General features: G+C 31.9%; 23 protein-coding genes and 1 tRNA gene. 9 read left to right on the forward strand and 15 right to left on the reverse strand.

Going from position 1 to position 26,580, the window contains the following annotated elements; genetic code table 11:
- Window positions 1-61: 61 nt before the first annotated feature.
- Together E1J38_RS04295 and E1J38_RS04300 are read right to left on the reverse strand one after the other, a co-directional pair.
- Complete coding sequence (locus tag E1J38_RS04295; protein WP_133355672.1) at window positions 62-991, reverse strand: FecR family protein; 930 nt, start codon at window positions 989-991, stop codon at window positions 62-64.
- Window positions 992-1,046: 55 nt separating this feature from the next.
- Window positions 1,047-1,559, reverse strand: coding sequence for an RNA polymerase sigma factor (locus E1J38_RS04300; RefSeq protein WP_133355671.1), 513 nt, complete (start codon window positions 1,557-1,559; stop codon window positions 1,047-1,049).
- 388 nt (window positions 1,560-1,947) lie between these two features.
- Between E1J38_RS04300 and E1J38_RS04305 the strand changes: the two genes are divergently transcribed.
- On the forward strand, window positions 1,948-2,316 hold the full coding sequence (locus tag E1J38_RS04305; protein WP_133355670.1) for a DUF6438 domain-containing protein: 369 nt from the start codon (window positions 1,948-1,950) through the stop codon (window positions 2,314-2,316).
- A gap of 173 nt (window positions 2,317-2,489) precedes the next feature.
- Here the strand turns inward: E1J38_RS04305 and E1J38_RS04310 are convergent, their stop codons facing one another.
- The 5 genes from E1J38_RS04310 to E1J38_RS04330 form a co-directional block, all read right to left on the reverse strand.
- Window positions 2,490-3,002, reverse strand: coding sequence for an OmpH/Skp family outer membrane protein (locus tag E1J38_RS04310; protein ID WP_133355669.1), 513 nt, complete (start codon window positions 3,000-3,002; stop codon window positions 2,490-2,492).
- A gap of 226 nt (window positions 3,003-3,228) precedes the next feature.
- Window positions 3,229-4,080 (reverse strand): class I SAM-dependent methyltransferase, encoded by an 852-nt coding sequence (locus tag E1J38_RS04315; RefSeq protein ID WP_133355668.1) that lies wholly within the window; start codon window positions 4,078-4,080, stop codon window positions 3,229-3,231.
- A gap of 87 nt (window positions 4,081-4,167) precedes the next feature.
- The gene (gene mnmG, locus E1J38_RS04320) at window positions 4,168-6,039 is read right to left on the reverse strand and encodes a tRNA uridine-5-carboxymethylaminomethyl(34) synthesis enzyme MnmG (RefSeq protein ID WP_133355667.1); all 1,872 of its coding nucleotides are present in this window, start codon (window positions 6,037-6,039) and stop codon (window positions 4,168-4,170) included.
- Window positions 6,040-6,113: 74 nt separating this feature from the next.
- Window positions 6,114-6,524, reverse strand: a complete 411-nt coding sequence (gene ybeY / locus E1J38_RS04325; RefSeq protein WP_133355666.1) for an rRNA maturation RNase YbeY — start codon at window positions 6,522-6,524, stop codon at window positions 6,114-6,116.
- Window positions 6,517-9,900, reverse strand: coding sequence for a DUF4175 family protein (locus tag E1J38_RS04330; RefSeq protein ID WP_133355665.1), 3,384 nt, complete (start codon window positions 9,898-9,900; stop codon window positions 6,517-6,519). Before E1J38_RS04330 ends, ybeY begins: the two co-directional genes overlap by 8 nt.
- Before the next feature lie 108 nt (window positions 9,901-10,008).
- Here E1J38_RS04330 and E1J38_RS04335 point away from each other — a divergent pair, with 108 nt between their 5' ends.
- From E1J38_RS04335 to E1J38_RS04345, 3 genes are all read left to right on the forward strand, one after another.
- Window positions 10,009-10,839, forward strand: a complete 831-nt coding sequence (locus E1J38_RS04335) for a transporter (protein WP_133355664.1) — start codon at window positions 10,009-10,011, stop codon at window positions 10,837-10,839.
- Window positions 10,840-10,901: 62 nt separating this feature from the next.
- Entirely contained in the window at window positions 10,902-12,419 is a 1,518-nt protein-coding gene (gene gltX, locus E1J38_RS04340) for a glutamate--tRNA ligase (RefSeq protein ID WP_133355663.1), read from the forward strand.
- Between the two features lie 96 nt (window positions 12,420-12,515).
- Entirely contained in the window at window positions 12,516-13,049 is a 534-nt protein-coding gene (locus E1J38_RS04345) for a hypothetical protein (protein WP_133355662.1), read from the forward strand.
- Here the strand turns inward: E1J38_RS04345 and E1J38_RS04350 are convergent.
- Complete coding sequence (locus E1J38_RS04350; protein ID WP_133355661.1) at window positions 13,033-13,716, reverse strand: hypothetical protein; 684 nt, start codon at window positions 13,714-13,716, stop codon at window positions 13,033-13,035. The genes E1J38_RS04345 and E1J38_RS04350 overlap by 17 nt on opposite strands.
- A 73-nt stretch (window positions 13,717-13,789) precedes the next feature.
- Between E1J38_RS04350 and E1J38_RS04355 the strand changes: the two genes are divergently transcribed.
- Entirely contained in the window at window positions 13,790-14,722 is a 933-nt protein-coding gene (locus E1J38_RS04355; protein ID WP_133355660.1) for an SPFH domain-containing protein, read from the forward strand.
- Window positions 14,715-15,239, forward strand: coding sequence for a hypothetical protein (locus E1J38_RS04360; RefSeq protein ID WP_133355659.1), 525 nt, complete (start codon window positions 14,715-14,717; stop codon window positions 15,237-15,239). The genes E1J38_RS04355 and E1J38_RS04360 overlap by 8 nt, the downstream gene beginning before the upstream one ends.
- A 59-nt stretch (window positions 15,240-15,298) precedes the next feature.
- On the opposite strand, the gene E1J38_RS04365 is transcribed toward E1J38_RS04360, so the two are convergent.
- The 6 genes from E1J38_RS04365 to E1J38_RS04390 form a co-directional block, all read right to left on the reverse strand.
- On the reverse strand, window positions 15,299-15,643 hold the full coding sequence (locus tag E1J38_RS04365) for a hypothetical protein (RefSeq protein WP_133355658.1): 345 nt from the start codon (window positions 15,641-15,643) through the stop codon (window positions 15,299-15,301).
- Window positions 15,644-15,745: 102 nt separating this feature from the next.
- Entirely contained in the window at window positions 15,746-16,378 is a 633-nt protein-coding gene (locus E1J38_RS04370) for a response regulator (RefSeq protein WP_133355657.1), read from the reverse strand.
- Window positions 16,365-17,978 carry a sensor histidine kinase gene (locus E1J38_RS04375; protein ID WP_133355656.1) on the reverse strand — a complete coding sequence of 538 codons (1,614 nt, stop codon included), beginning with the start codon at window positions 17,976-17,978 and terminating at the stop codon, window positions 16,365-16,367. Before E1J38_RS04375 ends, E1J38_RS04370 begins: the two co-directional genes overlap by 14 nt.
- A gap of 296 nt (window positions 17,979-18,274) precedes the next feature.
- A complete protein-coding gene (locus E1J38_RS04380; RefSeq protein ID WP_133355655.1) occupies window positions 18,275-19,432 on the reverse strand; it encodes a GNAT family N-acetyltransferase in 1,158 nt (385 codons plus the stop codon).
- Window positions 19,433-19,497: 65 nt separating this feature from the next.
- Window positions 19,498-19,980, reverse strand: a complete 483-nt coding sequence (locus E1J38_RS04385; RefSeq protein WP_133355654.1) for a DUF1761 domain-containing protein — start codon at window positions 19,978-19,980, stop codon at window positions 19,498-19,500.
- A 78-nt stretch (window positions 19,981-20,058) separates the two neighbouring features.
- Entirely contained in the window at window positions 20,059-22,089 is a 2,031-nt protein-coding gene (locus E1J38_RS04390; RefSeq protein ID WP_133355653.1) for a glutamine--tRNA ligase/YqeY domain fusion protein, read from the reverse strand.
- Between the two features lie 80 nt (window positions 22,090-22,169).
- On the opposite strand from E1J38_RS04390, the gene folB reads away from it, so the two are divergent.
- Together folB and E1J38_RS04400 are read left to right on the forward strand one after the other, a co-directional pair.
- Window positions 22,170-22,538, forward strand: coding sequence for a dihydroneopterin aldolase (folB, locus tag E1J38_RS04395; protein ID WP_133355652.1), 369 nt, complete (start codon window positions 22,170-22,172; stop codon window positions 22,536-22,538).
- Between the two features lie 46 nt (window positions 22,539-22,584).
- Window positions 22,585-22,656 (forward strand) — tRNA-Cys (locus E1J38_RS04400).
- An 84-nt stretch (window positions 22,657-22,740) separates the two neighbouring features.
- Here the strand turns inward: E1J38_RS04400 and E1J38_RS04405 are convergent.
- On the reverse strand, window positions 22,741-23,436 hold the full coding sequence (locus E1J38_RS04405; protein WP_133355651.1) for a LysE family translocator: 696 nt from the start codon (window positions 23,434-23,436) through the stop codon (window positions 22,741-22,743).
- A gap of 273 nt (window positions 23,437-23,709) precedes the next feature.
- Between E1J38_RS04405 and E1J38_RS04410 the strand changes: the two genes are divergently transcribed.
- On the forward strand, window positions 23,710-26,478 hold the full coding sequence (locus E1J38_RS04410; RefSeq protein WP_255449781.1) for a triple tyrosine motif-containing protein: 2,769 nt from the start codon (window positions 23,710-23,712) through the stop codon (window positions 26,476-26,478).
- The last annotated feature ends 102 nt before the right edge of the window (window positions 26,479-26,580 follow it).

Consider the following 26,580-nt stretch of genomic DNA (forward strand, 5'->3'; position numbering starts at 1 on the left):
CAAAAAGGGGCTCCTAAAAATATAAATATAGGATAATATTGCTAAATTAAGTATAATTTAACTATTGCCTTGAATTGAGTACAATAATTCCTTTTTCTTTATTAAAGGTGTAAGACAAATTCATTGGGACTGATACAGTATTTAATGCTAAACTTAAATCTGTATGCGTAAAGGCTCCTGTAAATCTGGTATCTAAATTAATGTTTGAGGTGTCAAATGAGATATGAAATTGATTTTCTAAAGCTATCAACACCTGAGAGATTGGTGTGTTATAAAATGTACTTTCTCCTAACAACCAATTAGGCTCATTTAAAGTAAAATTCCATTCTTCAAGACTTTTGTTTATGACCCTAACAGCTTCTCCTGGTAATAACAAAACACTCTTTTTCAATGAATTACTAGTAACTCTAACTTTCCCTTCCATACATTGTACTTCAAAATAAGTATCTCTAGAAATTACATTAAATTCAGTTCCTAATACTTCTACAATACCTTCATCTGTTAAAACCTTAAAAGATTCCCCCTTTTCAACATCAAAAAAAGCTTCACCTTCTAACTCTAAAGCCCTGTTTGATTTCCAATTTAAAGTCTTATAATTTAAATGGGAGTTTGCGTTAAGTTTCACTTCTGATTTATCAGGAAGTACAACTGCTAACTGTTCACTAAATCCTGTATTGAAATGAGATTGCATGTTCATGACATAGAACATACCTAAGGCAATAACCACTACAGCGGCGGCATAAGCCCAATTAGGAATTAGTTTTATTATTGGAGTCTCAGTTGTTTGGGGCTTCGCGCTAGTTTGTTCTTGTAATTTATTTAATAATACTTGATTGTTAAAAGTAGGAGCTTTTAGCGTTTGGGACGCATCATTAATCTTTTTAAGAACAGGATAATCTTCTGAATTTTCAAATCTTTCAAGCTCTTCTTTAGAAAGCTCTCCAGCAATCCAACGAGCTAAAAATTCGTCTTCTTTGATAAATTTTTCCATTATATTTTAAAGTTCTTATAATTATAAAACAGTCGATTATGGTTTTACCCTACTTTTATATTTTACCAAATTGATTTCTTAGCGTAACTAGTGCTAAACTCATCCTTTTTTCAACTGCTTTAACACTTACTCCTGTAATCTCGGCAATCTCAGAATATTTCTTTTTATCTATTCTACTCAACAAAAAAACTTCTCGTTGCTTTTCTGGCAAATTCGCAATAGCCTTTTTAAGCTTTTGCATGAACTCCTGTTCTTCTAAAATAAACTGTGGTGTTTCATTACTTACTTTATCTGTTTGAGTATTTTGATGCTCTAGTACAATTTTTTTGTGAGCAACTTCATTTAGAAAAATATTTCTAGCTACTGTATATAAAAACGACTTAGCCTTTTCAAAAAGAACCTTAGAACAATTGTTCCATAGTTTTACAAAGGCATCCTGAACAATATCTTCTGCTTGTTGTTCATCTCCACATTTATAATATATATAATTATACAGTGTTTTAGAGTGCATATTAAATAGGTACTCATAGGTTACTTTTTCACAAACAGATTTGGTTTTGCTACTCATAAAAAGTTTAAGCTTTTTTTCAAATTTAAAAAAATTAAAGAAAGTAGGTAGGGTGTTTTAGTTTTAAACTGTTTTATATATAAACTAGGGCACTAAAGCCCCAAATAGTGTTGCTAGTTTGCCCCAAAACCCCAAATTTATAATTTACTTACCTACTCAGTAATGGTTTAGTATCATGTCTTAATGATGGTTTTAAGATTTGGTTGATTAAACTAAACGTTAAGTTTACATGATATTTTCAAGTTAAAACTTGGAAAAGGTTGAGTTAGCTAATTTGTGTCAAAGCATGTTCCCCAAATCTATAAGTCTTTGTCACAAATTTGCAGCTTTAATATGAAATTATCAATTTACAGGTATAATTGCAATGACTTTATTAACGTCGTATTTCGTGAGCAAGAAGGAAGAATTGAAAAATACAAGTGATGCCATACTAAGTTTATCTAAAGGCAAGGATTTAAATGGTTCTCCTGTTTTTGATTTATGGATTTATAGAAATGGTCAAATTACTTATAACGGAATTGAAAATGTAGATAAAATAGGAATACATAATACTTATATTCCTCTAGATATTGTAAAAAAAGTTATTGAGTATACTTCAGTTATAAGTGCCCAAGAAACAGGAGATAATAAAGGAAGAGATAATCCTCTTAATATTATTAAGTATAATAATAGAATGCTTGTTTTTCAACCTTCTAAAGCTAAAGGAAACTTACAAGAGTTAAATATACTCTTAGAAAAGATAGCTAATAGTATATAATATTAAAAATGACAATTAAAAGAAGAATGAGGGTTCGTACTTTTATTGTTAGCCTCTGTTAATTAATATTAACAGAGGTTTTTTTGATTTAAGGAACAATCTCCTCTAATTAAAAAACCTCTTTTCAACAATTAAAAAGAGGCTAATTATTTGTTTACCAATTACTTAATCTATTATTTCATATACTCCGAATCTAAAGCTTCTAAAATAGTTTGTGTTAAATTGTTTTCCTCAGTACCATATAATACTGAAGAAGCTCCATCGCTGGTACCTAAAATGTAAGTATACCCATTAGCTTTCCCGTAGTCTTTTACAAAGTCTTTTACTTTACTAATTAATGAATCTATTTCAGACTGAAATGATTGTGATATCTGTTGCTGCTCCAACTGAATTTTTTGTCCTAACAACTGTTCTTTTTGTTGTATTTCTTGAGATAATGCTTGAAGTTTAGACTGAGACATTTTTTGTGCTTTTAGCTGTGCTTCTTTGAGATCTATCTGATAAGCAGCTATCATACTATCGCGCTTCTTATTAAAGGCATCTTCTTTACCTTTAAACTTTGTCTCTAAATCTTTCTTTTCTTGAATCTCATTTATTAGCGTTGAATTATCAACGTAACCAATTTTTTGTTGTTGGCAAGAAGTAAATGCAACTATAACAAAAAGAGCGAAAAAAATATATTTCATTTTTAAAATTTTTTAGTCGAACAAATGTAATAAAGAAAACTATTCAAAATACCTTAATTAACTTTGAATTAATACAATAACTAAAATTTATTAACAAATGAGGTGTTGATTGAAAACAACTATTGTTTTCGAATTAAAATAAAGCGTTTTAAGAGCTTTTAGAATTTCAGACAAGACTTGGTTAGAATAATTACGAAACCTTAAATAAGGTTGTTAGAAATGTTTTTTAGATATTTTTAATGACATATATTAAAGAAGAAGCCTCTTTGGTAACTAATGCTTTAAAATTAGAAAGTGCTCCAATATAAATACCTTTAACAATATTCATTTTACCAGTTTTATATTTTTCTGAAAGCAGGCTCACATAAAAAGCATCAAACCACATTAGTTTTATTTTTACAACTTGCATTTTAATTTTTGAGAATAAACTAGAAACTGAAGTTCTATTAAAATGCCATAGATGTCTGGGCACATCATATGCTGCCCAAAATTCTTTATAATGTCTTGCATCATAACTTTTATAATTGGGAACGGCAATAACTAAAAAACCATTAGGCTTTAATAATTTTTTAAAGTTTGTAATTTGATCTTCAAGTTGAGGAAGATGCTCTAAAACATGCCAAAGGGTAATAACATCAAAACTGGCCTCTTTAAAAGTTGAAAGTTTTTCAGTTTCAAAAACTGAGTTTGTTGTTTTACTGTTTGCAATAAGTCTGGCTTGTTCATTTGGTTCAACTCCAAAAACAGCCCAACCATTTCTTTTAGCAGCTAATAAAAAATCACCTGTGCCACATCCAATATCCAATAAATTTTTAGATTCTAAATTGAATGAGTTTATTAGACTTATTTTATTTTTCAGGGCCAATTCCCTAACCCAGTGATATGCTTTTTCAAACAAGTTACGCTGGGAGTCTGTATGAGAAATATAATCTTCACTCTTATAATATCTTGGCAAACTTTCTTTTGAAGGTTGCGGTGATGTTTCTAAATAACCGTGTTTAGAATTTTGAATTAACTTAAAAGTTTCCCCTGAAACAGAATGGTCTTTTACAGTTGAAAAAAAAGGTTTTTTATTCATTTAAGATAAATTCAGAAATAAGATTATTGCAAAAAAAAATAAACACAAGCCATTGTTCCACGTGGAACAATGGCTTGTGTTTATAGTTTACCGCCCCATATAAACCAATAAAACAGAAATGTCATTTGGTGAAACACCGCTAATTCTAGATGCCTGAGATACGGTTACTGGTTGTATTTTTTTAAGCTTTTCCCTTGCTTCAAAACTCATAGATTTGATTTTAGAATAATCGAAATTTTCTGGTATTTTAACGTACTCCAATCTATTAAGTTTATCGGCATTATTTTTTTCCTTAGCAATATAGCCTGAGTATTTTACTTGGATTTCAGCTTGTTCAATTACTTCTCTGTCTAAATTATTTTCCTGAATATACTTTTCAACACTTGATACTTTTCTAACATCTTCCATCTCAATATTAGGTCGTGCAAATATTTTGAACAACTTTCCAGATTGTTTCACTAGAGCAGATTTTTTACTTTCCAAAATAGGATTTATCTCTTTGGGCGTTACACTAGTGGTTTCAAAAAAAGACACAAACTCCTTAGCACTGTTATGCTTCTGTTCCATTCTCCTTAATCGGTTTTCTGTAGCCAAACCTAACTCAAAACCCTTAGGGGTTAATCGTAAATCTGCATTATCTTGTCGTAACAAAGTCCTATACTCAGCCCTTGATGTAAACATTCTGTAGGGTTCCTCAGTACCCTTAGTAATTAAATCATCAATCAAAACACCTATATAAGCTTCATCTCTTTTTAAAGTAAACGAATCACGCTCTTGAACTTTTAAGCTTGCATTAATTCCAGCCATTAAACCCTGTGATGCGGCTTCTTCGTATCCTGTAGTCCCATTAATTTGTCCTGCAAAATACAACCCACTTACAATTTTAGTTTCTAAGGTATGTTTTAATTGAGTGGGTGGAAAATAATCATACTCTATAGCATATCCAGGTCTAAAAAATTTCACATTTTCAAAACCAGCCACTGAGCGCAATGCTTTAAACTGCACATCTTCTGGAAGGGAAGTTGAAAAGCCATTTACATATACCTCAACAGTATTCCAACCTTCAGGTTCAATGAATAATTGATGTCTATCTTTGTCAGCAAACCGGTTAATCTTATCCTCTATTGATGGGCAATAGCGAGGACCCAAGCTCTTAATTCTTCCATTAAACATAGGCGACCTATCGAAACCTTCTCTAAGCAACTCATGCACCTCAGGACTAGTATAAGTCATGTGACAAGAGCGTTGTTTATTCAATGGTTTAGTAATATCTAAATATGAGAATTTTTCAGGATTATCATCACCAGGTTGTTCAATCATTTTAGAATAATCTAACGATCTACCATCTACTCTTGGAGGTGTTCCTGTTTTCATTCTACCTGAATCAAAACCTAAATCAACCAACTGCTCTGTAATTCCAGTAGCCGCTTTTTCACCTGCCCTTCCTCCTCCAAAATTCTTGTCACCTATATGAATAAGTCCGTTTAAAAAAGTACCATTGGTTAAAACAACAGTTTTAGATTTAATCTCAACCCCTAATGATGTTTTAACTCCAACAACCTTATCTCCTTCTATTAACAAACCAGAAACCATTTCCTGATAGAAATCCAAATTCTTTGTTTGTTCTAACAACAACCTCCAATCTTCGGCAAAACGCATGCGATCACTTTGAACCCTGGGACTCCACATAGCAGGTCCTTTTGACTTATTGAGCATTTTAAACTGAATAGCAGATGTGTCAGAAACTATACCGCTATAGCCTCCTAGGGCATCTATCTCCCGAACAATTTGCCCTTTTGCAATACCTCCCATAGCAGGGTTACAAGACATTTGAGCAATATTTTGCAAGTTCATAGTAACAAGCAACGTTTTACTGCCCATGTTGGCTGCTGCTGCTGCTGCTTCACTTCCTGCATGACCTGCGCCAACAACTATAACATCATAAATATCGTTAAACATTGCTTAATTCTTTAATGTGTTCCACGTGGAACATGAATAATTTAAGTTTGCAAATATACATTGAACTTTTGATATTATAAAAGCCTAGATAGGTAGTGATTTTCTTTGTTTCGCATTAATTTAGCGTCTTTTTCAGACTTATCTTTGTAGCCACAATAATGAAGAATTCCATGGATGATAACTCTGTTTAATTCTTCACTAAAAGAAACATTAAAATCATTAGCATTATCCTCTACTCTTTGTACTGAAATAAAAATATCTCCTTGTATAATTTTTCCCACTGAATAATCAAAGCTAATAATGTCTGTTAATGTATCGTGATTAAGAAACTCTTTGTTTAGTTTGTGTAAGTAATCATCGTCGCAAAACACATAATTTACTTCTTCAATTTTAAACCCCTCCTGTTTAATAGTCTGTAGAATCCAATCTGAAATTCTAAGTTCATCTTCTATTATAAATTCGGTTTCATAGTTAAAATTAATCATCACTCGTCTTGAAATATTCTTGCACTTTCTTTTTGTAAATTTGTTGCAAAGGTAGCGCTTGTTTGTCTAAAATTTCTATGGTGTTAAAATATTGTTTTGCTTTAGGAATTAAATTATTGGAATTATTATTAAATTGATTATCATTGGTTTTAGACTGCCTTTTTTCATCCTCGCCTTGTTCAAAGGTGGCATTTTCTAATTTTAATAACTGATGTTTAAGTTCCATCATTTTTTTAAGTGCGCTATTCGTAAACCCCTTATTTAAGAGTTCTAATTCAATATCCTCCATTTTTCTAACCAGACTATTGGCTTTACTACCCAATCCTTGCTTAGCTATTTTTTCATTTAAAGCTTGACGTAGTTGCTGCTGTTGTTGATATATTTCGAATAGCAACCCGTTTAATTCTTCACTTCCCCCTTTGCCATTATCACTATCTCTCTGTCCAGACTTTTCATTACTCTTTTCACCTTTATTTTCTTCACCTTCTTTTTGTTGTTGCCCTTCTTGAGATTTCTTAATGCCCTCTTCCATCATTTTTTGTAATTGCTCCTGGCTCATAATGATGTCTGGCAATTGCATATCCCCCTTTCCTTTGCCTGGAGACATACTTAAACTTTCTTGCATGTTATCTAAAATATCACTTAAAAAATCAGCTAAATTATTGGCTGATGTAACAGCAAACTGTTGCGATCCTATCCCCTGATAAAGTTGGTTTTCTGCCAATAACTCCATAGCCTTATCAATATTAAAATAAACCTCTGAAATTTCTTTATTTACAGTTTCAGAGAGTTTAGGTTGACGTAATGATAGTGCAAACAAACTATCATCTATATGCTCAAAGTGCTCCTTTAAAACTTGCTGTTTTTTAAGATAATTAGCAAACTTACTATGGTTAATGTCTACTCGTTTAAAGTTATCCATTAGCCCTTCTTGATCAAATGAGTACAGTACTAAGTTATCAAGAATTTGTCGCAACATTTCCATATCTTCTTGCATTTGCTCTCCACCAGAAGCGTTCATAGAACTTTGCATACTTTTAGCCATTTGCTTCATTTTCTTAGCAGCATTTTTCTGATTCTTTTGAGCATTTTGTTTACTTTGACTTTGTTGTTCTTGGTTTTGCTCACCTTCATTCTTCTGCCCCTCCTGACTAGGATCCCGTTTTTCCAGTTCGCTCTTTTTTAAATCATCAGTTGCTTGCTGTTGCTCTTTCTTAATTTCATTTTCTTCTAACCTATCTTGAGGTATCTCCATAGGTTTATTTAAAGCATCATTGTCCTTATTTAAATCCTCAAGCTCTTTAGTGAAATCATCAAATTTTTTATTTAACTTTTCTTGATTTTCAGGAGTATTATTTTTATTGTTTTCTTTTGAGAGCTGCTCTTGTTCTTCTGATAATTTATCTAAATCCTCAGCCAGTTTCTCAAGCTTTTTCTCAATATAAAAGCGTTTGGTTAACTCTAAAAGTTGTTCTAGACTTCGTTTCTTGTTTTTATTTTGTTTGGCCAGTTCCTCTAATTTGTTTACCAATTCTTCTTTACTGATCTTTTCTTTAAGTTTTTCTAATTCTTCAAGTAGCTTTTCGTCTTTTTTGAGCTGTTCTTCATTATCTTCTAAACGGCTTTTTAAATCTTCTTTAAATTCATCTTTAATATTTTCCTCTTGAAATTGTTCTAAATTTTCTTTGAACTTTTTATTGAAATTTTTCATCATCTGGTCTTGTTGTTTCTGACGCTTTAAAAATGATTCTAATTTCTTTTTATCGTTGAAATTTAAACTTGGTTTTTCCTTTTGAATTTTAGATAACTCCTCAAGGGTTTTTTCCTGTTCTTCAAACTTTTTAAAAGATTTATTCAAATCCTTTATAGTTTTACTCTGGTCATTTAATTGCTTTTGAACCTCCTCTTCTTTGGTTCTTTTTCTGTAAGTACAAATACTGCTTTTTATACTTTTGTAGTTGTTAACAATATCATTATCAAACACTTGGAAAAATAAATTATAAGAAACCCCTTCTTGGATTTCTAAATTATTCGGGAAAACACTTATAAATTCTGAAACATTGGAGTTACTAATAGGAATGTTTTCTACCTGTTTAGCTTCTTCTGAATTAGAAGGATAATAAACCAATTGTAGTTTATGAAAGCCATAGTCATCAGTAACTTGACCATAGAAATACATTGTTTCCAAATCAAGGGTATCCAACTGCATTTTTATATTTAACTCTGGATATTGGTCTTTAACCACATCTATTCTAAAAGCTAAATTTTCATAATCTTTTAGATTATTATTACTGGTGCTCACACTGTAATCTAAATTCTTTAATACACGCCTAGAAGCTTCAAAAACACCTTTGTTTGACATACTTAGCTTAAGAGTGTCCTCTGTGTAAAGGTTAACAAAATCAGTAGACTTAGTTTTAAATTTCCAGGTAATACTGGTACCTTCAGGAACTATAGCATTTCCCGTGCTCTTTAAACTTTCATCATTCTTTTTAGTGTAGTTTGGATAATCTAGAAACATTTCAAAACCTAATAAAGATGGTGCTTCGATAATCTCTAATACATACGGTTTTGACGTTACATTATTAGCAGACAAAACAAAGTCTATGACTGTTTTTGGTTGTGTAAACACATATTCAAATTCCCCAATTCCAGTCTGGTGTAAAAAGTAAACTTCATTATCATACTCAATTTGAACAGTCTCAGGAATTAAATCACCTACTGTTTTAACAACCAGTGTAAAATCTTTATTCTCTATAGTTTGCAGCTTATCATTTACCACAAAAAACTGAAAAGGTGCTGGGGGTTGATATTCCGTTTTATAATGAACTACCCTATTGTAACTGTTACTAAACCAATCTAAATTATCGGTTAAGAAAGTAATTACTAATATTAAAACTGGAATTGCAGCATACTTTAAATACTTTACATTTTGTTTGAAATTAATGGCTAATTTAAACGGAATAGGCTTTAACTCTAACGATTTCTGTTCAATACTAGCCAGTAACAATTCAGAATGTGTTGTGTTTTCATTAAGCTGAAGAACATTTAATAACTTATCGTTCACCTCAGGAAAATGATTGCCTATTATTCTTGAAGCATCTTTGTAATCAATACCTGTTTTCAGCTTAAACAGTTTTGCTATGGGTATTACAATAAACTTTACCAAAAGTGCTAATTCAACAGCAATAAATAACCAAAACAAAACTGCTCTGGCACCCGTACCCAACCATAAAGCGTACTCAATAAACAACGTAAACAAAAAGTACAATAAGCCTATGGCGAAAAACAAAATAGCGCCTTTAAGCAACTCATTGGTGTAGTATCGCTTTATGAAACCTTCTAGTTTGTTTTGTATTTTCTTAAAATTATTCATATGATTTTATAAAAATAGTATAAATCACTAAACCAAAACCTTTAATGTTTGTTAAACCTTTTGTAAGCTAACAATTAAACCTTCAACTAACATTTCAAACATCTTAAAATGAAATATTATTTAACACTCATTATTGCATTGATCTGTAATACTACTTTTGCGCAAAGTGCATGGACTAAAAAAAAGGGCGAAATCTATTCCCAAGTAGCATTTACAACTATAAATGACTACAATCAAATATTTGGAAATCCAGATTACCTAACTGAGCGCAAAATAACAGATAATACGTTTCAAATTTACGGTGAATATGGACTTACTGATAACACCACTATTATTGTGAATTTACCTATAAAACTCATAAAAACAGGAAGCCTCGTTAACAATTCTACATCTATAACAAATTCCAACTCTATCAATAGCCTTGGTAATATAGACATTGGCCTAAAACATCTTCTCTTAAACAAAAAATGGATAATATCTGCACAAATTAATATAGAAGCTAATACCAGTACTTTTAATAATTCCTCAGGTATTAGAACAGGATTTAACGCTTGGTCCTTTACACCTACAATTAACATTGGCAGAAGCTTTAAAAACTTTTACGCACAAGCATTCTCTGGGGTTGATTTTAGAACAAACAATTACAGTACTAATTTTAGATTAGGTGGTGAAGTTGGAACTCAACCTATTAAAAGAATAACATTAATAGCTTTCACAGACATTGTAAAATCATTTAAAGATGGTTCCTATATTGTACCGGCAACCAATCAGCAAACCGCACTTTACATAAACAACCAAGAGTATGTTGCTTACGGACTTAAAATCATTGGGGAACTTGGCAAAAATTATGGCATAAACGCGGGCTTTGGTGGTGCCTTTTTTGGTAGAAATGTTGCAAAGTCAGCTGCCATCACCTTTGGGGTATACCATAGTTTTTAAACTGCTCTTTTAGCTAACTATACTAAATATCCTTTTATCTTTGCAGTCAAATTAATTTAAGAATGACCAAAAACGTTCGAGTGCGATTTGCACCAAGCCCTACCGGACCATTACATATTGGAGGCGTCCGTACTGCGCTTTTCAACTATCTATTTGCCAAAAAGCATGGTGGCGACTTTATTTTAAGAATTGAAGATACCGATCAAAACCGTTATGTTGAAGGGGCAGAAAAGTACATCATTGATGCTTTAAATTGGTGTAGAATGCCTTTTGATGAAGGTCCGGGAAAGAATCAAAAATATGGCCCTTATAGACAAAGTGAACGCAAAAGTATATATAAACAATATGCGCAACAACTTATTGAAAGTGGTCATGCCTACTACGCTTTTGACACTTCAGAACAGCTAGATTTTCATAGAAAAGACCACGAGGCTAAAGGAAAAACATTTATCTACAATTGGCATAATCGAGAAAAAGGGCGTTTGATAAACTCACTGGTTTTATCTACTAAAGAGACGCAATCTAAAATTGAAGCTGGGGAGGATTATGTTATTAGATTTAAATCGCCTCAAGACGAAACCCTTCATTTAAAAGATATTATTCGTGGTGACATTAAAATTGATACTAATATTTTAGATGATAAAGTATTGTTTAAAAGTGACGGTATGCCAACCTATCATTTAGCTAATATTGTAGATGATCATCTCATGGGAATCACCCATGTTATACGTGGTGAAGAATGGTTGCCTTCTTTAGCTTTACATTATCAATTATATCAAGCCTTGGGTTGGGAAACTCCAGAATTTGCGCACTTACCCTTAATTTTAAAGCCTACAGGAAAAGGTAAATTAAGTAAGCGTGATGGCGATAAATTAGGCTTCCCAGTATTCCCTTTAGAATGGGAAGACCCCAAGACACATGACATATCACGAGGCTATAAAGAAGATGGATATTTCCCAGAAGCCGTGGTAAACTTTTTGGCCTTTTTAGGGTGGAACCCAGGAACGGAACAAGAAATTTTTAGTTTAGCAGACCTTATTGACGCATTTGATTTAAATCGTGTAAACAAAGCTGGAGCCCGTTTTGATCCTGATAAAATTAAATGGTTTAATCACCATTACATGCAAGAGCAACCCCAAAGTGAATTAGCAGAAGCCTTTAAAGAGCAGTATGCCCAATTAAGTGATATTGATGTTAATTATATTGAATTAGTCATTGGCTTAGTTAAAGAGCGTGCCACCTTTGTTTCAGATTTTTGGGATTTGAGTTATTTCTTCTTTCAAGCACCAAAAAGCTATGATGAAAAAGCTTCAAAAAAAGCCCTTAAAGAGGACACAAAAGTTATTCTTAACGCAGTTATTGAGCTAATAAAAAATACCGAGGATTTTACTGTTGAAACCCTTCAAACAAATATTAAAAGCTGGATAACTTCAAATGAAATAGGTTTCGGAAAAGTTATGATGCCTTTGCGTTTAGCTTTAGTGGGAGCTCTACAAGGACCGGATGTTTTTGATATTATGTTTATGATTGGAAAACCAGAAACTGTGAAACGTATTCAAACTATAATTAAATCCCTATAATTGTAGTTAGCTAATTGAACCCTCACATTCCCTAATTCTTATTCGGTGAATAATTAAATAGAGCATTAAGTTTGTTTTTGATTAAATAATTTTCAGATGAAAAATATACTAGCTTTAACTCTATTCTTGGTAATGTCATGCATTTTAAATGGTCAAACGATTTTAAAGGGAAACGTTTGGGATGGTGAACTTGGTTATCCTGGAGTTAGTATTTCTTTAGAAAATACAGAAATATTGACTTTTTCAGATTTTGATGGAAACTTTCAATTGGATATTCCTAAGAGTGTTGAAAAAGGTAATGTAATCTTTAAATACGTTGATTTAGCAATCAAAATTGAGAACTTCAAATTTAAAACTGCAATTATAGATTTAGGCAAAGTAATTATTCCTCTTTTAAAACATATTGATCCCTCTGAATACATAAAACTACCTAAAGAAAAACAAAAAAACATTCAACCGGTAACGTGTTGGGGACAAATTCTAGGCTACATTAAAAAAGATGAGCTAGAAAAAGATAATCTAATTCTAAATTGTGGTAGAAAAATTAAAAACTATTCTTTTAACTCAAAAACAGGAACTATTGCTATAGACTATTCAGAAATTAGAAATTGCATTAAAACGATGCAATAATACCCAGAACCAACATACTGGTGTTCCCTTTTAATCGTGCATCACCTCCTGAGGTGTCTAAATTTTCAGACTCCAGCTTCTTAAAAATATTGGTAAACCCGTAAATATATTGGGCTCTTATTTTAATGAATTTATATCCAACAGTTGCCCCAACCAATCCATTAAGGTTAAAATGAGTAATGGCGGAAATATCTGCTGCGTTTAAATTGGTATAATTGTTTACGTAATACCCTTTTTGATCATCATTTTTAATCTCTAATTTCCCATTATACTGAAGCATTGGGCCTATATCAAGCGTTAAATAACTGCCTACTAGCTTAATATGCCCTAGTAAAGCCAATTGAGCCGCAAACATTTTATATTCAACAAACTCCTCTTGCCCCATAGTCATTTCTGGTCTGCCTGAAATTTTAATGCTATTCTCAGAAAGTTGCATGCCATAACTCATATTATACCACTTGTGAGGTAAATCTACAGTTGCCGACATGCCAAATAAAAAGCCATCGCCTTGTTCAGTAATAAAATTGTCTGTGTCTATGTTAAATTTGGTAATACCACCAAACACACCTATACCATTTGTGATGTTATAATTTCTTGGTTGCGCAAAGCCAATTGTAACAAAAGATAGCACAAAAGCTACTAATAGAATAAATTCATTTTTTTTCATTGAATCTGAAGTTGTATGCGCAAATATAACTTAAATTAGTAACACATTATTTTTAACCATTTAATACATAACTATGGGCTCTTACTTAATTTATCCAATTATTTTTTTCGGATTAATAGTTTTAATCTCTTCTTTTTTTATTGTAAAACAACAAACTGCTGCCATCATTGAACGTTTTGGTCGTTTTCAGAGTATTCGTCATTCTGGACTTCAATTAAAAATTCCTTTAGTAGATAGAATTTCAGGTAAACTCAGCTTAAAAATTCAACAATTAGATGTTATTGTTGAAACCAAAACTTTAGACGATGTGTTTGTAAAGCTAAAAGTATCCGTTCAGTATCTTGTTATAAGAGATAAGGTTTATGAAGCATTTTATAAGCTTGAGTATCCTCATGATCAAATAACAAGCTATGTTTTTGATGTAGTGCGTGCCGAAGTGCCAAAAATGAAATTGGATGATGTTTTTGTTAAAAAAGACGATATTGCTATTGCTGTTAAATCTGAATTACAAGATGCCATGCTAGATTATGGTTATGATATTATAAAAACTCTTGTGACAGATATTGACCCCGATTCTCAGGTTAAGGAAGCCATGAACCGAATTAATGCTGCAGAGCGCGAAAAAATAGCTGCTCAATTTGAAGGAGACGCACAACGTATTTTAATAGTTGAAAAAGCAAAAGCAGAAGCAGAAAGTAAACGCTTGCAAGGACAAGGCATTGCTGACCAGCGCAGAGAAATTGCTCGCGGGTTAGAAGAGTCTGTAGAAGTGCTTAATAAGGTTGGCATTAACTCGCAAGAAGCCTCTGCTTTAATTGTAGTAACGCAGCATTATGACACACTTCAAGCCATTGGCGAAGAAACAAATAGTAACCTAATTTTATTGCCAAATTCACCTCAAGCTGGAAGCGATATGCTAAACAACATGGTAGCTAGTTTTACCGCTAGCAATCAAATTGGTGAAGCCATGAAAAAGCAAGCAAAGAAAAAAGAAGATAATGAATAAACTTGCCGAAACTGTTGTAATCCTGCTAATGTTTAGCGGGATTACTTTTGCACAAACAACTGAAGAATTAAAAGCATCAGCATTACGGGATGCCAAAATAACTACCAAAGCCACACTTAAATTTGATTTTGAAACCGTTTTTAAACACACCTACCCTACTGTAATTGACATGATGGGCGGTCACGAAGCTGGGATAGCGTTATTAAAATCTACATTCGACAATATGAAAGCCGAAGGTTTTGAATATGAAAAGGCCGATATTATAAATGTTTCTAATATTATTTTTGAGCAGGATGAATACCGCTGTTGTATTGAAAGCTATAATCAAATGAAAATTGGCGCCATGCGCATAAAAGCTAAAAGTTATTTGTTAGGTATTTACAATTCTGAAAAAGAAATATGGTATTTCTTAGAGGCCAAACAACTTAAAAATCCCTCAATGGCTGATATGATATTGCCTGATTTTAAAACTGAATTAAACATCCCTGATGATGAAATGACTACAGAACAGTTATAAATAAAAAAGTCTGCCTTAGATACATGTTTAAGGCAGACTTTTTTATTTATTGTTATTTACTAATTGTTTTTAGAGGTTACAGCAACTTCTGTTTTACTTTCAGTAGATTCTTTTTTCCAAGGTTTGTAGTTTTTAAATGCTGGCCCTTTAAGATCATTTCTTCTAGAATTAAAGGCTATTTGTACATATTCTTTTTTAGAATTGTCTTTCCAAACCTTTTTGTTTTTATACGCTGGCCCTGTTAATTTTTCTTTCTTTGTAGTTGTATAAACCAAAGTGGGTACACTTTTGTCTTTCCAAGGTTTGTAATTCTTATATGCTGGTCCTTTAAGGTCATTTCGTTTTTGCGCATAAACCCCAAAAGAAATAAAAACTAATGCTAGTGTAAAAATTAATGTTCTCATAGTCTGCTCTTTTTAATTATTAATCAAATTTAAGCACAGAATACACTAATTAGGGGTATATGAAATCACCTATTTTATATCCGTATAAATACGGATTTTTGACTAAATAAGTTTCATGTTCACCGCTTTTATAATAAGTTCTGCGGTGTTTTTAACATTAAGTTTCTTTAATATGTTGGCACGATGGGTTTCTATAGTTCTAGAGCTAACATAGAGTTGTGCCGCAATTTCCTTAGTAGTATTTCCTTTTGAGATTAACGTCAAAACCTCGGTTTCCTTTTTAGAAAGTATGTCTTTACTAACAGTGTTATCAGACATATAGTCAATCATTTTTTCAGATATGTTGGGGGAAAAATACTTTTTACCTCCGCTAACTATACGTACTACTTTTACAAGCTCCTCCTGATCGGTATTTTTTAACAAATAACTGTAAGCTCCCATTTTAGCGCATTTAGCAATGTAATTGCCCTCATCATGCATAGAAATAATAATAGGCTTAACATTAGTATTTATACTCTTAAGTTTGTTTAAAGCTCCAAACCCATCCATGTTAGGCATAGAAATATCCAAAAGAACAATGTCTGTTTCTGGATTAGATTTAATAAATTTTATTAACTCCTCTCCGTCACTTACACATTGTATAACCTCAATATCATCGTGCCTTTTTAGTAGCTCATTTAAACCATTTCTAAAAAGTTCATGATCATCTGCTATTACCAGTTTAATTGTTTTCATTGTCTATAGGCAATTCTATATCAAAAGTGGTATTTCTGGGTTTAGATTGTATTTGAATCTTTCCGTTACAAATTTCAACCCTTTCTTTTATGTTAATAATGCCAGAACCCAAAATTACATGATCTTCTTTAAAACCTTCTCCATCATCAAAATAAAACAGTGATATAAAGTCATCAAACTCAGATAGTGTAATTCTAATGTTTTTAGCCTTGGCATGTTTTAAGGTATTATTTACTAATTCTTGAGTTATTCTAAAAATATGAGTTTCTTGATTTTTAGTTATTTTACTGTTTACTGGCTTTAATAGATCCTCGAAAATAATTGAGACTCCAAATGCTTTTTTGATATCTTTTGTAAAGTTTGTAAGTGCTGCTCCTACACCAAAATCATCCATTATTGAAGGTGCCAAAGCATTAGACATAATTCTGATTTCAGAAATGGTGTTATCTATTATTTTTCCCATTTCTAAACGTAATTCTTTATCATCTACATGATTATCAATATAAAATTTTAAGGACGTTAATAGTGGCCCTAAACCATCATGGAGCTCTCTAGAAAGACGCTGTCTTTCATTTTCTAAACCTTCAACCAATTGACGTTTGTTTTTGATGCGGCTTATATGCTCATTATTTCTAAACTCTAAAAGCTTATCTCTCATTTTCAGCAAACTCTTTCCTAAAACATCCTTTTTACTTTTTGGGGTGTATTGGGAATTTAGGTTCATGCTGCCTATCTCCTTTGAAAAATTTACAGCACCTTGAAGAGACTTTTTTAAATCATCTAGTGCTTCAAACATTTCTTTAATTTCATTAGAGTTTTTAGTAAACTCGTTAATTTCATTATAATTACCTCCTGCCATTTCCTTTAAACTATTTTTCATGTTTAAAATAGGACTGGTAATGATTCTAGTTAAAAATAGAGAAATTAAAATAGCAATTACAATTACTAAAAACATCAAAATAAAGAGTCTCTCTTTTAAGTTTTCTAATGGTGCCTCTACTTCGTCTTTATCAATTTCAGAAAGAATTACAAGTTTAAGATTCTCTACTTGAATTGGCCCATAAACGCCATAAACGTCAATATTTCGGTAATCTTTATATAATCCTTTACCCAATTTATCATTTAAAGCATTGGTTACACCTACTGTTTTAACAACAATACTATGCGGTGTGGAATCTTTAAAAAAACGCGATTGGGTGCGCATTCTATAATCTTCTCCAACTATGTAGGATTCTCCTGTTTCACCCATTCCTGTTCGCTCCAGCAAAATGTTCATTATTTTTTTGTACGGAATGGTTTTTACACGATAATTCCCATTACTAGCATCAACTAAACCAATGGTGAATTCATTATTAAAATCATATTTGGTAAAATCATAAATACCTGTTTCCAGTGCTTTATGAGGTAACCTTATTTTTAAAGTGTCACCAGAAAAGGTGTCATCTGATGTACTCATAAAACTCTCCCACTCAGCTTTGATTAACTTTTCTACCTGAAATCTTTTTAAGGTTTTTATAGAATTTAATTGTTGAAGTATTCTGTTTGTTAAAACCTCTGAAAACTGACTATAAAACGTAATGGATAGCATAATTGCTACCAAGAAAACGAGCCCGTTTATTATTAATAATATATGAGATTTTAAACTAATATCTATTAGAGTTTAGGGATTTAGTCCTTACTACAAATATAATATTTAAAACCCGTTGTGCATTTTGAAACATTCAAACGAAATTAATGTCAGTTCGAGTGATTTTGAGGAACGAAAAATTGTATCGAGAACTTTTTTCTTACAAAACCCTTAATTCTCGATACAAATTTCACTCATTTCAATCATGAAATCCACTCGAATTGACAGAGTTTAATTAAAATGCACAACGGGTTATTTAAAGCCTTTTTCTAATTAAACGGATGTCTTTCTTCCCATTTACGCATAGGATTCATATATTTAACCACACATTTCAAAACCGTATTGGCAATAAGATTATGGGTGTGCTTCAAGTACACATGCATAATATTGGGCGTGGCACCAATAGAACTTTTAATTTCCATAGCAGTTCTGGCATAAACAATGGTTTTAAAATTGTTTTCAATACCAAAAGAAGCCATATCAAATAGCATGTTTAAATACATTTGATGCTTTTGTTGAAGGGCCTTATTATATCCTAAAAAATAGGTTTCTAAAATTTCGCTATTAAGTATTAAAGAGTAGAAACCAACCAATTCATTTTCTAAAAAATATCCAAAAACCTTGAAGTTTGCTTTAAGCTGCTGTTTTAAACTTAAAAAATGATTCTTAGCAAGCTTAAACGAATTGACTCTGGCATTGTTAGAGACATGTTCATAAAGTTCATAAAGTTTGTTAGAATGTGCCTCTATATAGTATTCGTCTAACTCTTCACAATGTAAATTTGCAATTTTCTTTCTAGCAGTTTTATAACGCCTTCTATATTTTTTATTAAAGTCTGAAATATAATTGTCTGGGGTTTCCCATGAATCAAGGACATTAAATAACATATTGGGTTGTACCTGAACTTTATACAAATTCTGTTTTTTAAAAAAAGAGGTGCATTGGTGAATGGTATCTGTTTCAAAGTAGTCCTTGAATACTATGATTCTAATGTTTTTATTGAAGTTTAGTTTAATCTCAATGGTTAAATCATCAATGGCTTTTTGAATGGTCAATAAAAAATCATCTTGAGAAATTTTTTCAGAATTAAAATAAATACCATGTTGTCCTGTGTGCATCAAATTCCCAACCACTAGAGCATTGCCTCGTACAAATTTTGATACTAGCTGCTTACCTATTTGTTTTAGTTTATTATTGGAGGTGCGCCTAAAAACATCATCTAAATACATTTGAACTCTTTGAATAATGGCTATCCCTAGCAATGTTTCAGATTTAAAAACCCCAATAAAGTATGTATTAATATTAGTTGGAGATGAGGCTTCTAATGCTTTTAAAAAAGGGGTTTTTAAAAATATATCTTTAACAGGTAGGCCATCCCAATTCGATGGAATTTCAGAAACAGTTCGATATATTTTGTATGTTATCAATGGTAATGAAAAAGACCGAAGTTAATCACTTCAGTCTTTGTATATATTAAAAAATTACAAAAAAATTATTGCCACCCACAAATAATAGCGCCCATAAGCCCCATAGTTACTACCCAATAACCCGAATTAATTAGAATATATTTTGCGCTTTTACGCTCAAATAAGGCATTAGTGCCTAAAATTGGAAGGGCAATAAAAACACCTGCTAACACACTATGAAAAGCTCCATGTTTAAAGGTTCTAAATTCATTAGCGTATTCTGCCATAAAAGCCTCATATGAAGGTTGAACACCTAATTCTCCTTGTGCTAAACTAAAAGCTCCCATTTGGTGAATAACCATAGGCATTATTGACATAGCAAGTAAGACAGCAAAGATAAAAGCCATAATGAAAATTTTAGCCATATTGGCGCCTTTCATCTTTTCTTCACTCATGTCTGCTACTTTCATCCAAGCAGTTCCAAATACTTTTGGGTTATACCAAATAAAACCCATAACAAGTGCAGAAACAGCAGCCACAAGAATTGCTGCAAAATTCATTGATTCCATAATAATATAGTTTTTAGTTAGAACATAAATATAGCTAAAAATCTTAAATGGAATGCTTATTAACCTAAGTATGAAACATTAAAGTAATTGAGCTTCAGCTACTAAAAGATTATTTTCATCTTCTAAAGCCTTAGCAATAAAACTATCAATACTCTCGTTTTTTTCTAAACCTCTATTAAGCAAAACGCCTAATGTAAGGGCCGTTGCAATACGTGTTCCCACCTTTTTTGCAGCAGTACCAAAAAGTGGTTCTAGATCTTCATAAGAAACATCTTTTGCCAACTCCAATATTTCAGCTCTAACCTTCTGTTGTTTAGCCTCTGGTAAATTAGTGTATTTTTTACCTAATTGTTTAATTACATCAATTGGTTTACGTTGTGTTTGCTGTTGCTGTGGTTTAGGCTGATTTTGATTATTGGTTTGTACCTTATTTGAACTACCCTCAGCACTAACTTTTTTAGCCCAAGTATCTCTTAAGCCAACCGTTTTATTGAATACTAATTTTTCTGAAGTTGCATCATCGTCAACATTAAAATACCCTAAGCGTTGAAATTGAAACCTGTCTCCTACTTTAGCTTCAGCTAAACTTGGTTCTGCATATGCTTGAATCGTTTTTAAGGAATTTGGATTTATAAACTCCATGAAGTCTTTATCTTGATGTCCATCTGGAGATTCATCCATAAACAATCTATCATATTCCCTTACTTCTGCTTTAACAGCATGAGCAATGGACACCCAATGTAAGGTTCCTTTAACGCGTCTTGTAGTATCTTTAGAATAGGTGCAATGTATCTCGGTTATATTGCCATTATTGTCTTTTACAACACTTTCGGCCTTAATAATGTAGGCATTTTTTAAACGCACTTCGCCGCCTAACTTCAACCTAAAAAACTTACTGCCTGCTTCTTCTTTAAAGTCTTCTTTTTCAATATACACTTCTCTTGAAAAAGGTACTTTTCTAAAACCAGCACTTTCATCTTCTGGATTGTTCTCAGCATCTAACCACTCTAATTTATCTTCTGGGTAATTAGTAATCACCAATTTTATAGGGTCTAAAACAGCCATCACCCTAGGCGCTGTTTTATTTAAATCCTCTCGTATACAAAACTCTAACAGTGAGACATCAATAACATTATCGCGTTTAGCAACTCCTGCAGTTTCAACAAATTTTCTTAAGGCATTTGGGGTATACCCTCTTCTTCGTAACCCAGAAATAGTTGGCATTCTTGGGTCATCCCATCCATTAACCACACCATCATTCACAAGTTGAAGCAACTTACGCTTACTCATAATGGTGTAGCTTAAGTTTAATCTTGCAAACTCGCGTTGTTTTGGAGGCAATGGCAAGGTGTTTTTACTATATTCATGTACAATGTCTCTAAACCAGTTGTAAAGTTTTCTGTGAGGTTTAAATTCCAATGAACATAATGAGTGCGAAATCTGCTCAATATAGTCACTCTCACCATGTGTCCAGTCATACATAGGATAAATACACCAGTCATTTCCGGTTCTATGGTGATGCGCATACATAATACGATACATGATAGGATCTCGCATAAGCATGTTAGGGTCTTCCATATCAATTTTTGCACGTAATACATGTGTTCCTGCTTCAAATTCTCCATGCTTCATGCGCGTGAATAAATCAAGATTTTCTGCAATGCTTCTATCTCTGTATGGACTATTGGTGCCTACCTGAGTGGGAGTTCCCTTTTGTTCTGCCATAGCTTCACTAGTTTGTGAATCTACATATGCTTTTCCATCCTTAATCATTTGAATAGCCCAGTCATAGAGTTGCTGGAAATAATCTGAAGAATACAATTCTTTATCCCATTTATAGCCCAACCATGCCACATCGCGCTTTATAGCATCTACATATTCCTGCTCTTCTTTAGAAGGGTTTGTGTCATCAAACCTGAGGTTTACTGGAGCATTATATTTTTCACCCAACCCAAAACTAATGCCTATAGCTTTGGTATGACCAATATGCAAATAACCATTTGGTTCTGGTGGAAACCTAAAACGTAAACTGCTTTTGGGCATTCCGTTATTTAAATCTTCTTCTATAATTTGCTCAATAAAATTAAGCGGTTTTCTTTCTTCAGACATTTTCTGAGGTTTTTCAACTAAATAAGCCCCAAAATTACGGAAAATCGACCTATTTTAGCCCAATAACTTTGGAAACAATAATGGGAACAATAAAAGTTGAAAATATTAAGGTTTATGCATACCACGGGTGCTTAAAAGAAGAAACAAAAATAGGTAGTGATTATAGGGTAGATTTAGAAGTAAAAGCAGATTTACAAACCTCTGCAATATCTGACGAACTAAATGATACTGTAGATTATGTTTTCTTGAATAGCATTATAAAAGAAGAAATGGCTATTCCATCAAAACTACTGGAAACTGTTGCAAAACGTATTTTAGATAGAATATTTTCTGAGGATAGCATGGTTAAAAAAGCAACGGTTTGGGTTAGTAAAATAAACCCACCTATTGGCGGTGATGTTGAGAGCGTGACGATAAAAATGACTGACAGACGTAAAAAGCAGTTTTAAATAAGAAAAAGTTATAAATTTTTTTACATTTGCACCATAAGATAATGGCGTCATGGCCGAGTGGCTTAGGCACAGGTCTGCAAAACCTGGTACAGCGGTTCGAATCCGCTTGACGCCTCTCTAAAGAGATACTACAAAAAGTATCTCTTTTTTTATCCCAATTTTTTAAAATTAGAAAACAATCTCCCAAAAAAGTTTAAAATTAATCTGGAAGTTTTTCTTTAATGGGGTTTATCTGCTCTAGCTTCTCTTTATTCTTCTCATAAGTTTCAGGAAATAATCCTTGAACTAACAATAGCACACCAAAACCTAGAACAACTAAAGCCACTACTTTTTTTGTTTTATAAATTAAACGAGGGGTTAATTTTTTCTTAATTCTTTTAGCAACCATTATTTTTATTAGATCAACCAATAAATAGGTTAACAATATGGTTGTTAAGAAAATTAAAACACCATGCTCTGAAGTTGTCAAAGTATTTGCTAAAGCTATAAAAATAACCCAACCAATAAGCACTCCTATGTTAATGAAGTTGAGCAAAAACCCTTTTACAAATAATCTACCATAGCCTTTTTTAAATTCAACAGCATGATATTCTCTAACAATATCTCTGAACGATTTTGAGGTTTTTATAAATGAAATAATACCATAAGCAATGAGTAAAACGCCTCCAAAAATTAAAAAATTAGGGTCGCCTTTTACTCTATCTAAAAGTCTATTAGTACTAAAAAAAGCAACTATAATAAAGATAATATCTGCCAAAATAACCCCTAAATCAAAAATCAGGGCGCTTCTAAACCCCTTAGTGGCACCGGTTTCTAACAGCACAAAAAACACTGGGCCAATAGTAAATGCCAGAACAATTCCAAAAGGAATGGCTGTTAAAATGTCATCAAACATAATTTCGTGAAGCTTTATTCAATACAAAATAAAGAAATAAAACTAATTATTCTCTTTAATAGATGCATTAAATAGTGTGGTTTGTTTGAGCAAGGAATTACTTTGTTCAATTCATGTAATAAAAGTCAAGTTTCACCTATACAATATATTTAATAATAAAAAATAAATATCTATTTTTAAGTGTTTTGTAGTATATTGTAACTACAACAAATTTGTATAGTTATAATTAAGATGGGTGTTTATTTAAAATTTCTATTTACCATAACTTTATTTGTGTGTGTTTCTATACAAGCACAAGTGCTTCCCCCTATACAGGGTTATTCTCCCGAAATGTACGGTGCCGACAATCAAAACTGGTCTGTATCACAAACTGAAAACAAATACGTTTATGTTGCTAACAATAGCGGATTACTAGAGTTTGATGGCGAAACTTGGCAACTCTATGAATCTCCCAGTGGCAAAATGCGCTCTGTAAAAGTTATTGATAATCTAATTTATACAGGATGTTATAGAGAGTTTGGATATTGGAAAAGAGATGTATTAGGTGAACTTAACTATACGTCTTTATCTCAAAACCTCAAAGTAGAATTTCTTGAAGATGAAGAATTCTGGAATATAATTGCCTTAGATAATTGGATATTGTTTCAATCTTTAAGTCGCATTTACATTTATAATAAAACAACCCAATCTTTAAATATTATTGATTCCGATTCTATAATTTATAAAATATTTGAAGTTGGAAAAGTTATTTATTTCCAAAAGGTCAGAGATGGACTTTACAAAATAGAAGGAGGCAAACCTCAACTTGTAAGTAATCACCAAATTTTTAAAGAAAACTATTTAGTAAACCTTTTTAACTTAAATAATGAACTTTTAGTTCAAACAGAAAAGAATGGTTTTTATATATTTTCTAAAGACAATAGTTTAAATAAGTGGGATATTCCAGCTAGCAATATATTATCTAAAGTTAGTGTTTACAGGAGCAAAAGACTTCAAGACTCAAGCTTTATAATTGGAACAAGATCTAACGGAATATTACATATAACACCCAATGGAGAAGTTGATTATACTATTAATTTCTCTAATGGGCTACTTAATAATGCTATTCATGATGTATTTGAAGATTCTGAAAATAATATATGGCTTGCCTTAGAAAATGGCATTAATTGTATTAATGTAAAGTCTCCTTTTGAGTTATATCATGACAAAGATGGTAAATTAGGTACTATTTATACCTCCATTTATTACAATAACATTTTATACCTTGGAACCAATCAAGGGCTATTTTACAAACCTAACAATGACTCTAGTTCTTCATTCAAATTTATTGAAGGTACAGAAGGCCCTGTATGGTCTTTGGTAAGTTATCAAAACACCCTGTTCTGTGGGCATAATCTTGGTACTATAATAATTGAAAACGGAGAGATTAAAAATAAAATAGATATTAATGGTACTTGGAACATAATTCCTATACCCAATAAGTCAAACCAATTATTGGTAGGAAATTATGATGGTTTAAGTGTTATTGAAAAACGTAATGATATCTGGCGTTTTAAACATAAAATTGAGGGTTTCAATACCTCTAGTAAATTTTTTGAAGTAGTGGATAACAATATATTTGTTAGTCATGAATATAAAGGAGTATTTAAATTAAAAACGAATACTGATTTTACTAAAATAATTGAAACCAAAGAGGAAAAATCTCTAGAGCAAGGTTTAAACTCTAGTTTGGTAAAATTCAATGACAAACTGTACTATGCATACATTGGCGGTGTGTATAACTATAATAAAAGTCAAGAAGCATTTGTTAAAGATTCCCTCATGAGTGGTTTGTTTGACAATGATACGTATACTTCTGGTAAGTTAATTGTAGATGCTGAAAATAAAATGCTTTGGAATTTTGCAAGAAAAAAGCTAAGTTATATTTCTTCTGGGAAACTAAGCTCAAACCCAACCGTAACAACCATTCCTTTTTCAGAATTATTACCTCATGGTTTAACAGGGTCTGAGAATATTTCTCATCTCAATGACCAAAAATATGTGATAGGTACATCTGAAGGCTACATCATTCTCAACCTAAATAAAATTAAACATAAAACCTTTAAGATAGCTCTCAATTCAATAGCTGTAAGCGATATAGAAAATGAATTTGTTCAACGTATTGATAGGTCTAAATTTACAGAGTTTAAGAACAAACATAATAATATTGTCTTCAGCTTTAGTGTTCCTGAGTATAACAAATATTTAGATACTGAATACCAATATAAACTCACAGGACTTTATCCTAACTGGAGTCCATGGTCATCCAATCCTAGTATATTTTTTAAGAACTTACCTTATGGTGATTATCAGTTTCAAGTAAGAGCCAAGGTAGGGGATACATTGTCTGAGAACACCGAAACCTTTAGTTTTACTATAGAAAAACCTTGGTATTTAACCAATGTTATGGTTGTAGTTTACTTAATAGGTGCACTCATAATAATTGTTACCACCCACAATATTTATAAACGTTATTATAGAAAGCAAAGAGAAAGTTTAATGCGAAAAACAGCCCGTGAGCTGGAACTAAAAGAACTTGAAAATAAACAGCAGCTCATGCGTTTTAATAACGAAAAACTAAGGCAAGATATAGATAACAAAAGTAGAGAACTAGGAATTTCTACCATGAACATCATTAAAAAGAATGAAGTTTTAGGGCATATAAAGAAAGAATTAAGTAATGTAAATGAAGTAAGCCAATTAAAGAAAGTGATTGGTGTTATTGATAAAAACTTAAATAATTCGGATGATTGGAACTTATTTGAAGAAGCTTTTAATAATGCTGATAAAGATTTCCTAAAAAAAATCAAAGGGATGCACCCAGAATTAACTACAAACGATCTTAGGTTGTGTACCTATTTAAGGCTGAACTTATCATCTAAAGAAATTGCCCCTTTGCTAAATATTTCCCCTAGAAGCGTTGAAGTTAAGCGTTATAGATTACGAAAAAAATTGAATTTAGAACACGAATCTAGTCTTTCAGATTACATTTTAGAGATTTAAGCACCACTACAATAATTAAAAATACCTATACAAGACCTATACAAGAATAGTTTTTCTTCAATTCAGAAGCTTCCTTTATTCTCTGAAAACACCTTTATTATT

It is taken from the genome of Seonamhaeicola sediminis (assembly GCF_004358095.2).
GTDB lineage: Bacteria > Bacteroidota > Bacteroidia > Flavobacteriales > Flavobacteriaceae > Seonamhaeicola > Seonamhaeicola sediminis.

Bases quoted from the DNA above. Each gene is read 5' to 3' on its own strand.
- E1J38_RS04295 (WP_133355672.1), bottom strand. From the start codon at position 991: ATGGAAAAATTTATCAAAGAAGACGAATTTTTAGCTCGTTGGATTGCT.
- E1J38_RS04300 (WP_133355671.1), bottom strand. From the start codon at position 1,559: ATGAGTAGCAAAACCAAATCTGTTTGTGAAAAAGTAACCTATGAGTAC.
- E1J38_RS04310 (WP_133355669.1), bottom strand. From the start codon at position 3,002: ATGAAATATATTTTTTTCGCTCTTTTTGTTATAGTTGCATTTACTTCT.
- E1J38_RS04315 (WP_133355668.1), bottom strand. From the start codon at position 4,080: ATGAATAAAAAACCTTTTTTTTCAACTGTAAAAGACCATTCTGTTTCA.
- mnmG (WP_133355667.1), bottom strand. From the start codon at position 6,039: ATGTTTAACGATATTTATGATGTTATAGTTGTTGGCGCAGGTCATGCA.
- ybeY (WP_133355666.1), bottom strand. From the start codon at position 6,524: ATGATTAATTTTAACTATGAAACCGAATTTATAATAGAAGATGAACTT.
- E1J38_RS04330 (WP_133355665.1), bottom strand. From the start codon at position 9,900: ATGAATAATTTTAAGAAAATACAAAACAAACTAGAAGGTTTCATAAAG.
- E1J38_RS04335 (WP_133355664.1), top strand. From the start codon at position 10,009: ATGAAATATTATTTAACACTCATTATTGCATTGATCTGTAATACTACT.
- gltX (WP_133355663.1), top strand. From the start codon at position 10,902: ATGACCAAAAACGTTCGAGTGCGATTTGCACCAAGCCCTACCGGACCA.
- E1J38_RS04345 (WP_133355662.1), top strand. From the start codon at position 12,516: ATGAAAAATATACTAGCTTTAACTCTATTCTTGGTAATGTCATGCATT.
- E1J38_RS04350 (WP_133355661.1), bottom strand. From the start codon at position 13,716: ATGAAAAAAAATGAATTTATTCTATTAGTAGCTTTTGTGCTATCTTTT.
- E1J38_RS04355 (WP_133355660.1), top strand. From the start codon at position 13,790: ATGGGCTCTTACTTAATTTATCCAATTATTTTTTTCGGATTAATAGTT.
- E1J38_RS04360 (WP_133355659.1), top strand. From the start codon at position 14,715: ATGAATAAACTTGCCGAAACTGTTGTAATCCTGCTAATGTTTAGCGGG.
- E1J38_RS04365 (WP_133355658.1), bottom strand. From the start codon at position 15,643: ATGAGAACATTAATTTTTACACTAGCATTAGTTTTTATTTCTTTTGGG.
- E1J38_RS04370 (WP_133355657.1), bottom strand. From the start codon at position 16,378: ATGAAAACAATTAAACTGGTAATAGCAGATGATCATGAACTTTTTAGA.
- E1J38_RS04385 (WP_133355654.1), bottom strand. From the start codon at position 19,980: ATGGAATCAATGAATTTTGCAGCAATTCTTGTGGCTGCTGTTTCTGCA.
- E1J38_RS04390 (WP_133355653.1), bottom strand. From the start codon at position 22,089: ATGTCTGAAGAAAGAAAACCGCTTAATTTTATTGAGCAAATTATAGAA.
- folB (WP_133355652.1), top strand. From the start codon at position 22,170: ATGGGAACAATAAAAGTTGAAAATATTAAGGTTTATGCATACCACGGG.
- E1J38_RS04405 (WP_133355651.1), bottom strand. From the start codon at position 23,436: ATGTTTGATGACATTTTAACAGCCATTCCTTTTGGAATTGTTCTGGCA.